The organism is Actinophytocola glycyrrhizae, assembly GCF_042653545.1.
GTDB lineage: Bacteria > Actinomycetota > Actinomycetes > Mycobacteriales > Pseudonocardiaceae > Actinophytocola > Actinophytocola glycyrrhizae.
On the sequence record NZ_JBHSIS010000006.1, the window covers coordinates 547101 to 560350 of the forward strand.

Consider the following 13250-nt stretch of genomic DNA (forward strand, 5'->3'; position numbering starts at 1 on the left):
GAGACGGCCCCTGTGGACAACTTCCTTGCGCGGCAAGGGAATGTCGGTGCTCCACGGTAGCGTGGCATCGGGGGCCGGAGGCCGAACCGGCGCAGCGGCTCCGACCTCAGCGTCGCAATGGGACGGAGCAGGCCGCCTGTCGATCCGGCGACCGTCCGCCGCGCCGAACCCAGCGCTTCGGCGGCGGCAAGGCACCCGGGGGCGGCCGGGCTCGGCGCCGGGGGTGGACGCGGCAGGATGGGGGCCATGACTGGAGACGTGCTGCGGATGGGGCTTGTCGGGGCTGGGCCGTGGGCTCACAAGGTGCATGGGCCCGGGATCGTGGCCCACCCACGCACGCAGTTGGTCGCGACCTGGGCTCGTCGGCCCGAGGCGGCGGCCGACGTCGCGGCGATCGGGGGCGCGACGCCCTTCGCGGACTTCGACGAGTTCCTCCGGCACGTCGACGCGGTCGCGTTCGCGGTGCCGCCCGCCGTGCAGGCGCCCCTGGCCGCCCGGGCGGCCGCCGCGGGCAAGCACCTTGTGCTCGAGAAGCCGGTCGCGCCCTCCGTCGACGACGCCGAGCGGCTGGCCGGCGCCGTCTCGGACGCCGGGGTCACCACGATCATGGTGCTCACCTTCCGGTACGACCTCGGCACCCGGCGGTGGCTGGACGAGGTCGCCAGGGTCGGTGAGTGGGACGGCGGGCTCGCCCGCTGGTTCTCCGGCACCCTGCTGGACATCGGGTACGACCAGTCGCGGTGGCGGCATGACGGCGGTGCGCTGGCCGACATCGGGCCGCACGTGTTCGATCTGCTCGACGCCGCGCTCGGCCCCGTCACCGGTGTCGAACAGGCCCGGCTCGATCGCGGGGTCTGGCACGTCATGCTCGGTCACGAGAACGGGCGCCTGAGCACCGCGACGTTGTCCATGCACACGCCAGCCCAGCCCGCGGTCACCGACTTCGCCGTGCACGGGCCGCACGGGTTCCTCGCGTTCGACGCCAGTGGGGACGCGACCACGCGGTACGCGGTGCTGCTCGACGACTTCGTCCGGCTCGTCGAGCGCGAAACGGCCGAGCATCCGCTGGACGTGCGGCGGGGGCTGCACCTTCAGCGGCTGCTCGGCCGTGTCACCGATCAGTTGACGGGCGGGTAACCCCGGTTGTCCGCGTGCGGCGGCACCCCGTTGATGATCATCGGGCCGGTGGTCTGGTTCGGGTGTTCGAACGGGCCCGCCGTGGCGGGCTTGCCGTGCCGACCGGACCGGTCGACTTTCCACGAGCCGGTGCTCTGCGGCTCCTGCTGCTCGCGCCTCGCCAGCTCGTCCTGCAGTTCACGCAGGAGGTTGCGCTCCTGCGTGTTGAGGATGTCGTCGACGAACGCCTGTGAGTGCTTGTCGACACCCCCACCCGCCGGTGCCAGCCGCGGGCGGGACGGCGGCTCCTGCGGGGGCTGCTCGTCCTTGGGCGGCTCGGCCCTGCGGCGCGGGCTCGGCGACGGCTGGGAGTCCGTGCGGGTCTCCTCGCGCAGCGCGGAGGGCGGCAGGTCGGGCGCCGCCTGCGGCTCCTCAGGCAGCCGTTCCTGCGCGAACTGCTGCTGGGCCTGCGGCGGCTCGAACGCGTCGGCGCGGGGTGGCTCGCCGTCCTCCAGGCCACCCGCCGCCGGGGTCATCATCGTCGGCGGGTCGACCCTGGGGCCTTCCTGCTGCGGCTCGGTGAACACCGGCTGGTCGCCGAACTGGTCGCCGAACGGCGGGTCCTTGCGCACCGGCAGCGAGTCGATCCTCGGCGCGTCCACGGCAGGCGGGTCCATGCGCGGACGCTCCAGCGGCACGGCGGCCACGCGGGGCGGTTCCGGCTGGACCGCGGACAGCCGCGGCGGCTCGGGGACCGGTTCCGGGAGCGGCTCGGGCTCGGGCTCGGGCATCCTCGGCGGTTCCGGTGCGGTCGTCAGCCGCGGCGGTTCGACGCGGGCCGACTCGATCCTCGGGGACTCGGGCACCGCCGACATCCTCGGCGGCTCGACCCTGGCCGGTTCGACCCTGGCTCTGGCCGACTCGATCCGCGGCGCTTCGTACGCCGGCTCCACCCGCGGTCTGCTGGAGCCGTGACCGTCAAAAGGGACCTGGCGCGCACTCCGCATCGCCTCGCGGTGGTACTCGCCCGGCTCGACGCCGTCCATCAGCACCTCGACCGACGCGCGGATACCGGCGCGCCGCAGCGCCTCCTCGACGCGGTAGGCGGTCGCGGGCGGGAACCCGCCGGGACCGATGCCCACCAGCACCAGCAGGTGCGGGACCGGGCCGGACGCCGGGCCTGCCGGGGTCAGGCGCCACACGCACCACATGGACCGCACGTCCGGCAGCACGCCGAGCACCGGGCGCACCGCGTCGGCGACGCCCCGGTCCGGCTCGCGGCCGTCGACCGAACCGAACGCGAACCGGTGCCTGCCCGCCTCGACGCGATCGGTGACCATCACGCGGTCGATGACCGTCGGGTCGAGGTACATGTCGGCGAACAGCGACTCCAGCTCGTTGTGCTGGTCCCTGGTCAGCACGACCCGGCCGGCCGCGAGGCACCCGGCGACGAACTCGAGCGACCGGTCCAGCTCGGCGGACGCCAGCATCTGGCGTGCGTCCCCCAGCGCGTCGTCGTCGAGCCGCCCTGCGAGCGTCAGCAACAGATCATGTATTCGGATGGGCAACGCGATACCCGGACGGTTCGCGCCACCCGCTCCTACCCCCCGCGCGACCTGTGTCACGGTCGGCTCCTTCCCAGCTCTCGTCGGCATCGACGGCTTGTGCTGGGGAGCAGGATCACCCCTGGTGCACGAGCACTCCGGGCAGCAACGGCTCGGAAGCCGCCAGTGCCGCACGGTGGTAGGGCGGGAGATCGATGCCTTCCGGCATGACCTCGACGCCAGGCTCGTGCGTACCAAGAGCACGCAGCACGCGCTGCAGCTCCCCGGTCAACCGAGCGCAGCCCGTCGATGCCGTGACGAGCACGATCCTGGTGGCCTGCCCCACCCCGGACCGGTGTCGTCGCCAGCTCCCACGCACGTCGACCAACTCGGGACGACCGTGGAGGACCGCCCCGAGCACTACTGCTTCGGAGTCACCCGAGTTCACCCGTTCGGGCGACTCCGAAGTGAATGTGTAGTCGACTTCGTCGATTTGGTCCACCCAGGGCACCGCGTGCAGCCGTCCGGCGTCCGCTCCCGAGTCGAGCAGCGCCGCGTTGAGCAGCATCGATTCACGGGCTGTGATCGCGACCCGTTCTCTGAGCAACGTCAGCGGCAGCGCACGGGCCAGCGCGTCGATGGCGCCGCCCGCGAGCCAGTCACGCAGCCGCCACAGCTGCCGGTCGGGCAGCCGTCCCGCGAGCCGGAGCAGCAGCTCGTGGCACGCGTCGTTCCGGTCGTCGATCTCGGTCATGCGCCCTCCCGCACCTCGACGGTCAGTTCGACCTCGACCGGCACGCCCAGCGGCAACTCGGCGACCCCGACCGCGGACCGGGCGTGCTGCCCCGCGTCGCCGAACACCTCACCGAGCAGCTCGGACGCGCCGTTGATCACCGCTGGCTGGCCGGTGAAGCCCTCCGCGGACGCGACGAACCCGACGACCTTGACGACGCGGACCACGTTGTCGATGCCGACCAGGTCGTGCACGGCGGCCAGCGCGTTCAGCGCGCAGGTGCGGGCGTGCGCCTTGGCCTCCTCCGGGCTGATCTCGCGGCCGACCTTGCCGGTCGCGGCGATCCTGCCGTCCACGAACGGCACCTGCCCGGCCGTGAAGACCAGGTCGCCGGACCGGACGGCGGGCACGTACGCGCCCGCGGGCGCGGGCACCGACGGCAGCTCGACGCCCAGCTCCGCGAGCCGGTCCGCCCAGGTCACGGCTTCGGCCGCTTCAGGTAGGCGACCATCTGCTCACCGGTCGGCCCCGGCAGCACCGTGACGAGCTCCCAGCCGTCCTCGCCCCACTGGTCGAGGATCTGCTTGGTCGCGTGGATCAGCAGCGGCACCGTGGCGTACTCCCACTTGGTCATGGTCCGCGACTCTAGCCGCCGTCCCGGTACCGTGTGCCGCGTGGAGGGTTGGCGGCTGCTGGCGGGGGCACTGCTGGCGATGGCGGGCATCGTGCTGATGCTGCTCACGATGGCGAAGGTGCGCGAACGCCGGGGCTCGACCGGCGGGGACGTCGCGGTGGCCGGGGCGATCTCGTTCGTGGTCCTGGTGATCCTGGTCGGGCTCGTGCTGCTGGTGCTGCCCGCGGGCCTCGCGTGGGGTGTCGTGGTCGTGATCGGCGGCACCGTGACCGTGATGATGCTCGCTAGTTGACCCGGTTCGTGAGCGCGGCCCGCACCGGTCCACTTACTCTGAAAACGTGAGCACTCCCGTCGTCGGATGGACCGACCAGGTCGCGCGGGCGCGCCTGCACGTGGTCACCGGCAAGGGCGGAACCGGCAAGACCACCGTGGCCGCCGCGCTCGCGCTCGCGCTGGCCACGGGCGGGCGCCGGGTCCTGCTGATCGAGGTCGAGGGCCGCCAGGGCATCGCGCAGCTCTTCGACACGAATCCGCTGCCCTACGAGGAGCGCAGGATCGCGTCCGCGCCGGGTGGCGGCGAGGTCCGCGCACTGCACGTGGACGTGGAAGAGGCGCTGCTCGAGTACTTCGCGATGTTCTACAACCTGGGCTTCGCGGGCCGGACGCTGCGCAGGATGGGTGCGATCGAGTTCGCCACCACCCTCGCGCCCGGCCTGCGGGACGTGCTGCTGACCGGCAAGGTCAAGGAGACCGTCGGGCGCACCGAGGAGAACGGCAGGCACAGGTACGACGCGGTGGTGCTGGACGCGCCGCCGACCGGCCGGATCGTGAAGTTCCTCGACGTCACCAAGGCCATGGCCGACCTGGCGAAGGTCGGCCCGATCAAGGGCCAGAGCGAGGGCGTGGTCCGGCTGCTGCACTCCGGCGACACCGCGGTGCACCTGGTGACGCTGCTCGAGGAGATGCCGGTCCGCGAGACCATCGAGGCGGTCACCGAGCTGGACGGCGCGGACCTGCGGCCGGGCGTGGTGTTCCTCAACCGGGTGCGCCCGCCCCGCCTGCCCACCCGGTCGGTGACCCCGGCCGCCGGTGGCCGCGTCGACGCCTCCCGGGTCCGCAACGGGCTCGCCTCCGCCGGGCTGGACCTGTCCGAGGAGGACCTGGACGGCCTGGTCGAGGAGACCGTCGAGCACGCGGTCCGGGTGCTGGCCGAGCAGAACGCCCGCGAGCAGCTCGCGGAGGTGGACCTGCCCGCGGTCGAGCTGCCCGACGTCAACGAGGGCATCGACACCGCGGCCCTGTACGAGCTGGCCGAGGCCATGGTCGAGCAGGGGGTGCGATGACCGGCGCGCTCGACGTCGACACGCTGATCGACAACCCGGACATCCGGGTGATCGTGTGCTGCGGGTCCGGTGGCGTCGGCAAGACCACCACGGCCGCGGCGATCGCGGTGCGCGCCGCCGAGCGCGGCCGCAAGACCGTGGTGCTGACCATCGACCCGGCGCGCCGCCTCGCGCAGGCGCTCGGGCTGCGCGAGCTGGGCAACACCCCGAAGGACGTCGAGGTCGACGGGTTCGAGCCGGACGGCCAGCTCTCGGCGATGATGCTCGACATGCGCCGCACGTTCGACGACATGGTGCTGGCGCACGCGGGTGAGAAGCGGGCGCAGGAGGTGCTCGCCAACCCGTTCTACAAGACGATCTCGTCGTCGTTCTCCGGCACGCAGGAGTACATGGCGATGGAGAAGCTCGGTCAGCTCGCCGCTGAGGGCCGGTGGGACCTGATCGTCGTGGACACCCCGCCGAGCCGGTCGGCGCTGGACTTCCTCGACGCGCCGCAGCGCATGTCGACCGCGCTGGACGGCCGGATGATCCGCCTGCTGTCCGGGCCCGCGCGCGGCGGCGGCTGGGGCATCCGCAAGGTCGTCGGCGCCGGGGTGATGCTGTTCGCGAAGGCCGTGTCGACCATCGTGGGCGGGCAGCTGCTCGCCGACGCGTCCGCGTTCGTGCAGGCCTTCGACTCGATGTTCGGCGGCTTCAAGCAGCGGGCCCGCAAGACCTACGAGCTGCTGCGCTCCTCCGGCACGTCGTTCGTGGTGGTGGCCTCGCCGGAGCCGGACGCGCTGCGGGAGGCGAGCTACTTCGTCGAGCGGCTGGCGGCCGAGTCGATGCCGCTCGCCGGGCTGGTGATCAACCGGACGCACCCGGTGCTGGCCGAGCTGTCCGCCACGAAGGCGATCGCCGCCGCGGACGGGCTCGACGCGAAGGGCGAGTCCCGCCTCGCGGCCGCCGTGCTGCGCCTGCACGCGGATCGGGTGGCCGTGCGGATGCGCGAACGCCGGCTGCTGGCCAGGTTCACGAAGGCGCACCCGAGCGTGCCCGCGGTCAGCGTGCCCGCCATGCCCTCGGACGTGCACGACCTCACCGGGCTGCGCACGATCGGCGAACGACTGGCTGGTCCGCCTCCCCGGATTTGAAGGTGTTGGTCCCGACCCGGCGAATCTCCGGACCGCAGGTGGTCGGTGGGCCAGTGCCGTCACGTTCCCCTGAGGTAACCGCTGACCAGGCTCGGACCTTCGCACGACGATCCCACCGGAGGGCCCGAGTGTCCTGAGTCTGACGTTCGGTTCGGCTCAGGACACTGGACCTGGGCATGGACCTAGCCGACGCGGACGTCCTCGTCCTCGTCCTCGTCGACGTGCTGGCGTTTGGCCTCGGTCAACAGCTCCTGCCACGACGTGACGTCCGGGCGGCGACGGAGCAGAGCGCGGCGCTCACGCTCGGTCATCCCGCCCCACACGCCGAACTCGATGCGGCCGTCCAGCGCCTCGGCGAGACATTCCGTGCGCACCGGGCACGCGATGCACACCAGCTTGGCCTTGCGCTGCTCCTTGCCACGGACGAACAGCCCGTCCGGGTCCTCGTTGCGGCACGACGCGTTGACCCGCCAGTCCGCCTTTTCCATCTGCTGCATAACCCCCGCCCCTACCTCGTCTCGACCCCTACCCCGGGTCCCCCCTTAGGCCCCGGAGCGCCAGCGGCCGGCCACCGTTTGTGGTCGCCCTGCCCGGCTCATGTCGTTTGAGACGTTGACGGACTCTAAGGCCCGCCGGTTCCCACGAGAACGTCTGGGGGCACAGCCGTTACAGAAAGTCAATAACTCCGTCGGGTAACCGGGTGGCCGCCCTATCCCGCGTACCCTGGCCCCCGTGCGAGTCGGAGACGGTCTGCTGAAGATGTTCGGCCTCTGCCTGTTGGCCGGTGTCCTGATGGCCGGGATGCTCTTCCCCGTCGTCGGTGCCCTGGGCGTGGCGTCCAACCGCGCGAGCGACACGATCGACAGTGTCTCCGCGGACCTGGTCACCACCGACCCCCCGCTGATCACCCGGATCACGGACTCACAGGGCAAGGACATCGCCTACCTGTACAGCCAGTACCGGCTGCCGGTGACGTCCGAGCAGATCTCGCCAACCATGAAGGCGGCGCTGATCTCGATCGAGGACCGCCGGTTCTACGAGCACCACGGCGTGGACTGGAAGGGCACCATCCGCGCCGCCATCAGCAACTCGTCGTCGTCGGACACGCAGGGCGCGTCCACGCTGACGCAGCAGTACGTCAAGAACTACCTGATCAACGTCGTCTACCGGGACCAGGTGGGGGCCGAGGAGGACCCGGAGAACGAGATCGGGCGGCAGCGGGCGCAGGAGCAGACCGTCACCCGCAAGCTGCGTGAGGCGCGCCTGTCGATCCAGCTCGAGCAGAAGATGTCCAAGGAGGAGATCCTCACCGGCTACCTCAACGTCGTCGAGTTCACCGACCGGGTGTTCGGCGTCGGGGCGGCCGCGGCGGCCTACTTCCAGACCACGCCGGACAAGCTGACCGTCAGCCAGTCCGCGATGCTCGCCGGGATGGTCAACAACCCGAGCCTGTACCACCCGTGGCGGCGGCCGGAGGAGACGCTCAAGCGGCGCAACCGGGTGATCGACACGATGGTCGAGACGAGCAGGCTGTCCGAGGAGGACGCGGAGAAGGCGAAGAAGGAGCCACTCGGCGTGCACCCCGACGGGGCGAAGAAGCCCGCGGCGAACTGCGTCGGCGCGGGCCCCGAGTACGGCTTCTTCTGCCAGTACGTCGAGGACTACCTGATGAAGATCGGGATGTTCTCCGAGGACCAGCTGTACTCCGGCGGCTACACCATCAAGACCACCTTCGACGCGCGTGCCACCCAGCTCGCGAAGGCGGCCGTCGAGCACCAGGTGCCGAAGAACACCGAGGGCATCGCGAACACGATGTCGATCGTCCGGCCGGGCAAGAAGCGGCACGAGGTGGTGGCGCTCGTCGCCAACCGCGACTACGGCCTCAACGGCGACGCGGGCCAGACCACGATCTCCTACCCGTACGGCGTGATGAACAAGTTCGGCGCCGGGTCCACGTACAAGATCTTCACCGCGGCCGCGTACCTGGAGAAGGGCGGCGGCATCAACCACGTCATCCAGACGCCCTACAACCACGTGTCGAACGTGTTCAGCGGTGGCGCCGAGCGGTGCCCCCGCACGGACGCGCCGAACGACGGCAACAACCGCAAGTACTGCCTGTCGAACTTCAACGAGAAGTACCCGTCGCAGATGACACTGCAGGAGGCGCTCGCGACCTCGCCGAACACCGGGTTCGTGATCCTGGAGGAAGCGATCGGCATGGACCTGGTCGTGGACATGGCCAGCAGGCTCGGCCTGCGGGAGACCATGGCGACCAACATGAGCGGTCAGACCCCGGACCCGTCCGGCGACCGCGCCGAGGAGACGCAGACGCAGACCGAGTACTTCCGGCCCAAGCCTGGCGGCTACCCGGGCCGCGCGTCGTTCACGCTGTCCCCCGCGCCGGTGAGCACGCTGGAAATGGCGAACGTCGCGGCGACGATCATGAGCGGTGGCATGTGGTGCCCGCCGACGCCGCTGGTGGAGGTCCTGGACCGCAACGGCAAGAAGCTCGACATCACCAAGTACGAGGAGCCGTGTGAGCAGGCGGTCGCCGAGGGGCTCGCGAACTCGCTCGCGCTGGGCATGAGCAAGGACGACACCGGCGAGGGCACCTCCGCCGGTGCCGCGCGCGCGTTCAACTGGACCCGCCCGATGATCGGCAAGACCGGCACGACGCAGGACTACAAGTCGGCCGCGTTCGTCGGCGCCACCCCGCAGCTCGCCGCCGCGACCATGACCTTCAACGACGGTCCCCGGCCGAGGCCGATCTGCGACACGACACAGTCCGGCAGGCCGCCGCACCTGTGCGGCAGGGGGTCCATCTTCGGTGGCCGGGCCCCGGCGAGGACGTGGTTCGAGGCGATGGGGCAGATCCTCGGCAACGCACCCGCCGCGCCGCTGCCACCTGGCGACCCGCGTTACCTCGACGGCGGCCCGGAGAGCCGCGTGCCGAACGTCGTCGGCGACAGCGAGGCCGACGCGACCGCGACGCTCCAGAACGCCGGCTACAAGGTGACGGTCAAGCGGACCAACCGCTCCGACCCGAAGGGCACGGTCGTCAACCAGAGCCCTCGCGGTGCCACGATCCCCGGCGCCACCATCACCATCTACGTGAGCACCGGTTACGTCCCGCCCGCACAGACCCAGGACCCGCCGCCGTCGAGCGATCCGCCGTCGCCGCCCCCCAGTGGCGGCGGCACGCCACCGCCCAGCGGCGGCGGCAACCCCGGCCCCGGTAATCCCGGTGGCGGTGGTGGCGGTGGCGGCGGCGGCGGTGGCGGAACCCAGCCCGGCGGCCCGCCGCCCGGCGGATGACGTGAAGAAGCCGGGGCCGAGCGAACGCTTCGGCCCCGGCTTCGTTCGTCGGTCAGCTCTGCAGGCGGGCCTTCACGGCGCCGGCCACCCGGCCACCGTCGGCACGGCCCGCGACCTTCGCGTTCGCGGCCTTCATCACCTGGCCCATCTGCCGCGGCCCCGGTGCCTGCCCGAGCTGCTCGGTCACCTCGGTCACCGCGTCCGCGACCAGCGCGGACAGCTCGTCGTCGGTCAACTGCTCGGGCAGGTAGTCGGTCAGCACCGCGGCCTCGTCCCGCTCCGCCTGCGCCTGCTCCGCGCGCCCGGCACCCGCGAACGCCTCCGCGGCCTCGCGGCGCTTCTTCACCTCGCGGGCCAGCACCTTCTCCACCTCGGCGTCCGACAGCTCACGCGCCTCGTCCCCGGCCACCTCCTCGGTGGTGATCGACGCGAGCGCCATGCGCAACGACGCCATGCGGGTCGTCTCCCGGGACTTGATGGCCGCGGCCAGGTCAGCCCGCAGCCGTGCCTTGAGGTCAGCCATGACGCGAACACTACTGGTCAGCGGGACCTGACTCACGGCGGTTTCCGATCAGCGGCAGGACGCATCTAGGCTCGGGTACGTGGGTAACTTCGTGCGCAACATCGGCCGGGCGGCACTGGGCGCGACAGCGGTCGGCACCGCGACCGTCGCCTACGCCGCGGGCATCGAACGCAGGCACTGGACGCTGCGGCAGGCCACCCTGCCCGTGCTCGCGGAAGGCGCCCGGCCACTCAAGGTCCTGCACATCTCGGACCTGCACATGACGCCAGGCCAGAAGTCCAAGCAGCGCTGGGTCGCCGCGCTCGCCGACCTCGAACCGGACCTGGTCGTCAACACCGGCGACAACCTCGCCCACCAGCACGCCGTCCCCGGCGTGCTCCGCGCCCTCGGCCCCCTGCTCGACGTGCCGGGCGTGTTCGTGTTCGGCAGCAACGACTACTACGCGCCCCGCCCCAAGAACCCGGTGCGGTACCTCACCAAGTCCAAGAAACGCATCCACGGCATCCCCCTGCCGTGGCGGGACCTGCGCGCGGCCCTCGTCGAACGCGGCTGGCACGACCTCACCCACGTGCGCCGCCTCCTCACCGTCGAAAGCCAGACCATCGCCGTCGCCGGCGTCGACGACCCCCACCTCCGCCGCGACCGCTACTCGGACGTCGCAGGCAAACCGGACCGCACCGCCACGCTCCGCCTCGGGCTGACGCACTCCCCCGAACCCCGCGTGCTGGACTCGTTCGCCGACGACGGCTACGACCTGGTCATGGCCGGTCACACCCACGGCGGCCAGCTCCGCGTGCCCGGCTACGGGGCGATCGTCACCAACTGCCAACTCGACCGGACCCGCGCCCGCGGAGCGTCGCGGTGGGGAGCGCACACGTGGCTCCACGTGTCCGCCGGCCTGGGTACCTCGCCCTACGCCCCGGTGCGGTTCGCGTGCCCGCCGGAGGCCTCACTTCTGACGCTCGTACCCCGTCCCACCAGCGGTTCCGGGCATGCCGGAGCCACAGACAGTGCCCGCTTCGGAGCCGGTGCGGACGTCGGCTAGACTCTTTCCCGTACCACCGGGGTGTGGCGCAGCTTGGTAGCGCACTTCGTTCGGGACGAAGGGGTCGCAGGTTCAAATCCTGTCACCCCGACGGTGGTCAGGCCCTGTCTACTCGTAGACGGGGCCTGATTTGTCTCTGCCTGACGAACTGCTCCTGCATCTCGACGCCGAAGGTCCCGTCTACTGAGGACTCTCACGTCAAGGATGCACCATTCGCGATCACACATGAACGCCAGTCCACATGGCTTCGGTGTGACGTCTCCACGAGCCCGGCGCCTTTGTTTGGGGCAGGTGACGGCGCTGCCTATATCTCATAGGTTTCCCTGCGCGAAACGCGCTTGGGCGTAGCCGCGGCTCGCCATTGTCTGTCCTTGGGAGTTCGGGGTCCACTTCGGCTGTTCACCCTTTCGAGTAGTGGTTCGGGGGTGACGTAACGGGGGTGGACGAGGGGGCGACTGTCGCTGTGGTGTTGCCGAGGGGAATGGGTGGGGTATGCGCGCAGGGCTTGTCGGGGCGCTTGTTGTGCTTGCGGGACTTGTGTTGCCGGGAAGCGCTGTCGCCGCACCTCCTGAGCCCAGTGCCGCGATCCTCGGGGCCGCCGAGGTCGTGCCCGGGGGTACCTTCACGGTTTCCGTCGAATTGTTCAATCCGCACGGGTTCGGCATCGAGTCCGCTGCCGCGCAGTTGCGGCTGGCGGAGGCGCCCATCACCGCCGTGGTGGAACTGGTTTCCTGCGATGGCGGGGCTTGTTACGAGTACTCGCCGACCAGTTACCGCGGTGGGGTCGGGGATCTCGCTCCCGGTGGTGAGGCCACTGTGGTCTTCACGTTCCGGGTGCTCGAGTCGGCCGCGCTCGGCGACTACCCGCTCGAACACCAGCTCGTCGGCGCCAACTACTCGTTCGCGCCTGGGCACGGGCCGGTGGTTTCCGTTGTCCCGTCGCCTCAGGTCGCTGATCTCGCCGTTTCGCTCGATGCCTCGCCTCGGGGGATTCTCACCTCCCGGGTCACCTACACCGTGTCCGTCGCGAACCATGGGCCTGCCAATGCTTCCCCGGTCCGGGTCGGCGGGACCTACGCCGCCGGGTTGGCCTGGGCCGGTGGCAGCGGGTGTGTCCGGGACGGGGGCCGGTCCGTGGTGTGTGACTTCTCCTCGGTCCCTGTCGGTGGCACGGGTTCCGCTTCCTTCTCCGTCAACGCCGGGCTGTTGACGCTGGGCTCCTTCTCCGCTTCCGTGGCCCGGGTTTCCTCCACGCCTTCCGACCCTGATGGTGGTAACGACAGTGCTCGCCGGTCCTGCACCGCGTTGACTGGGCTGCTCGTGCGGTGCTGACGGGGACGATGCCGGATCAGGCCCCGGCCGCGCTTCGACGCGGGCGGGGCCTGGTCGTTCTCACGCGGCCGTCACCAACTGCCGTCCAGCCGGGTTTGTCGGTGGTCGCTTGTACGTTGCCGGTATGGCTGTCCGGTGGAGTGTGACGATCGACTGTGCGGCGCCCGCTGTGGTCGCCGGGTTCTGGGCCACCGCCCTCGGGTACGAGTCGCGGGAGCCGCTCGATACCGACGACGACGGGGCGTTCCTCCACGACCCGGACGGGGCCCTGCCCTCCCTCAGCTTCCTGCGGGTGCCGGAGGGCAAGGTCGGCAAGAACCGGCTTCACCTGGACATCCAGGCCGGGGGTGGGCGGGCGGTGCCGTGGGAGGAGCGGTGGCCCCGCGCCGTCGCCGCCGCCGAACGGCTCGTGCGGGCCGGGGCCACCGTGGTGACGGTGTGTGAGTGGGAGGGGCGGCCCGACCACTACCTCATGGCCGACCCGGAAGGCAACGAGTTCTGTGTGCTCTAGACGACTGATCGCGCCACCGTC

Annotated in this window: 14 protein-coding genes and 1 tRNA gene; 9 read left to right on the plus strand and 6 right to left on the minus strand. The window is 71.0% G+C overall.

What is annotated here, in order from left to right; translation table 11 throughout:
* Window positions 1–237: 237 nt before the first annotated feature.
* Window positions 238–1137 carry a Gfo/Idh/MocA family protein gene (locus tag ACFPCV_RS13320; RefSeq protein ID WP_378056427.1) on the plus strand — a complete coding sequence of 300 codons (900 nt, stop codon included), beginning with the start codon at window positions 238–240 and terminating at the stop codon, window positions 1135–1137.
* Here the strand turns inward: ACFPCV_RS13320 and ACFPCV_RS13325 are convergent.
* From ACFPCV_RS13325 to ACFPCV_RS13340, 4 genes are all read right to left on the minus strand, one after another.
* Entirely contained in the window at window positions 1119–2660 is a 1542-nt protein-coding gene (locus ACFPCV_RS13325) for a hypothetical protein (protein ID WP_378056428.1), read from the minus strand. The genes ACFPCV_RS13320 and ACFPCV_RS13325 overlap by 19 nt on opposite strands.
* A gap of 136 nt (window positions 2661–2796) precedes the next feature.
* Window positions 2797–3414, minus strand: coding sequence for a hypothetical protein (locus ACFPCV_RS13330; protein WP_378056429.1), 618 nt, complete (start codon window positions 3412–3414; stop codon window positions 2797–2799).
* The gene (locus ACFPCV_RS13335; protein ID WP_378056430.1) at window positions 3411–3875 is read right to left on the minus strand and encodes a RidA family protein; all 465 of its coding nucleotides are present in this window, start codon (window positions 3873–3875) and stop codon (window positions 3411–3413) included. Before ACFPCV_RS13335 ends, ACFPCV_RS13330 begins: the two co-directional genes overlap by 4 nt.
* On the minus strand, window positions 3872–4027 hold the full coding sequence (locus tag ACFPCV_RS13340) for a DUF4177 domain-containing protein (protein ID WP_378056431.1): 156 nt from the start codon (window positions 4025–4027) through the stop codon (window positions 3872–3874). Before ACFPCV_RS13340 ends, ACFPCV_RS13335 begins: the two co-directional genes overlap by 4 nt.
* A 40-nt stretch (window positions 4028–4067) precedes the next feature.
* On the opposite strand from ACFPCV_RS13340, the gene ACFPCV_RS13345 reads away from it, so the two are divergent.
* Genes ACFPCV_RS13345 through bagB form a run of 3 tightly spaced genes read left to right on the plus strand, consistent with a single transcriptional unit; the run spans window position 4068 to window position 6503 of the window.
* Window positions 4068–4319: a hypothetical protein gene (locus tag ACFPCV_RS13345; RefSeq protein ID WP_378056432.1), complete on the plus strand. Its 252-nt coding sequence runs from the start codon at window positions 4068–4070 to the stop codon at window positions 4317–4319.
* Window positions 4320–4365: 46 nt separating this feature from the next.
* Window positions 4366–5370 (plus strand): ATPase BagA, encoded by a 1005-nt coding sequence (gene bagA / locus ACFPCV_RS13350; RefSeq protein WP_378056433.1) that lies wholly within the window; start codon window positions 4366–4368, stop codon window positions 5368–5370.
* The gene (gene bagB, locus ACFPCV_RS13355; protein WP_378056434.1) at window positions 5367–6503 is read left to right on the plus strand and encodes an ATPase BagB; all 1137 of its coding nucleotides are present in this window, start codon (window positions 5367–5369) and stop codon (window positions 6501–6503) included. Before bagA ends, bagB begins: the two co-directional genes overlap by 4 nt.
* Window positions 6504–6685: 182 nt before the next feature.
* On the opposite strand, the gene ACFPCV_RS13360 is transcribed toward bagB, so the two are convergent.
* Window positions 6686–7000 carry a WhiB family transcriptional regulator gene (locus tag ACFPCV_RS13360; RefSeq protein WP_378056435.1) on the minus strand — a complete coding sequence of 105 codons (315 nt, stop codon included), beginning with the start codon at window positions 6998–7000 and terminating at the stop codon, window positions 6686–6688.
* 235 nt (window positions 7001–7235) lie between these two features.
* Here ACFPCV_RS13360 and ACFPCV_RS13365 point away from each other — a divergent pair, with 235 nt between their 5' ends.
* The gene (locus ACFPCV_RS13365) at window positions 7236–9818 is read left to right on the plus strand and encodes a penicillin-binding protein (protein ID WP_378056436.1); all 2583 of its coding nucleotides are present in this window, start codon (window positions 7236–7238) and stop codon (window positions 9816–9818) included.
* 52 nt (window positions 9819–9870) lie between these two features.
* On the opposite strand, the gene ACFPCV_RS13370 is transcribed toward ACFPCV_RS13365, so the two are convergent.
* Entirely contained in the window at window positions 9871–10341 is a 471-nt protein-coding gene (locus ACFPCV_RS13370; protein ID WP_378056437.1) for a GatB/YqeY domain-containing protein, read from the minus strand.
* A 91-nt stretch (window positions 10342–10432) separates the two neighbouring features.
* Here ACFPCV_RS13370 and ACFPCV_RS13375 point away from each other — a divergent pair, with 91 nt between their 5' ends.
* From ACFPCV_RS13375 to ACFPCV_RS13390, 4 genes are all read left to right on the plus strand, one after another.
* Window positions 10433–11386, plus strand: coding sequence for a metallophosphoesterase (locus ACFPCV_RS13375; RefSeq protein WP_378056930.1), 954 nt, complete (start codon window positions 10433–10435; stop codon window positions 11384–11386).
* Window positions 11387–11403: 17 nt separating this feature from the next.
* Window positions 11404–11477, plus strand: a tRNA-Pro gene (locus ACFPCV_RS13380).
* A gap of 401 nt (window positions 11478–11878) precedes the next feature.
* A complete protein-coding gene (locus ACFPCV_RS13385; protein ID WP_378056438.1) occupies window positions 11879–12718 on the plus strand; it encodes a COG1361 family protein in 840 nt (279 codons plus the stop codon).
* 124 nt (window positions 12719–12842) lie between these two features.
* Window positions 12843–13229: a VOC family protein gene (locus ACFPCV_RS13390; protein ID WP_378056439.1), complete on the plus strand. Its 387-nt coding sequence runs from the start codon at window positions 12843–12845 to the stop codon at window positions 13227–13229.
* Window positions 13230–13250 lie beyond the last annotated feature (21 nt).

What these genes read in the sequence shown, in the direction of transcription:
- ACFPCV_RS13320 (WP_378056427.1), top strand. Translation starts at nt 238, where the DNA reads ATGGGGGCCATGACTGGAGACGTGCTGCGGATGGGGCTTGTCGGGGCT.
- ACFPCV_RS13330 (WP_378056429.1), bottom strand. Translation starts at nt 3,414, where the DNA reads ATGACCGAGATCGACGACCGGAACGACGCGTGCCACGAGCTGCTGCTC.
- ACFPCV_RS13340 (WP_378056431.1), bottom strand. Translation starts at nt 4,027, where the DNA reads ATGACCAAGTGGGAGTACGCCACGGTGCCGCTGCTGATCCACGCGACC.
- bagB (WP_378056434.1), top strand. Translation starts at nt 5,367, where the DNA reads ATGACCGGCGCGCTCGACGTCGACACGCTGATCGACAACCCGGACATC.
- ACFPCV_RS13360 (WP_378056435.1), bottom strand. Translation starts at nt 7,000, where the DNA reads ATGCAGCAGATGGAAAAGGCGGACTGGCGGGTCAACGCGTCGTGCCGC.
- ACFPCV_RS13370 (WP_378056437.1), bottom strand. Translation starts at nt 10,341, where the DNA reads ATGGCTGACCTCAAGGCACGGCTGCGGGCTGACCTGGCCGCGGCCATC.
- ACFPCV_RS13385 (WP_378056438.1), top strand. Translation starts at nt 11,879, where the DNA reads ATGCGCGCAGGGCTTGTCGGGGCGCTTGTTGTGCTTGCGGGACTTGTG.
- ACFPCV_RS13390 (WP_378056439.1), top strand. Translation starts at nt 12,843, where the DNA reads ATGGCTGTCCGGTGGAGTGTGACGATCGACTGTGCGGCGCCCGCTGTG.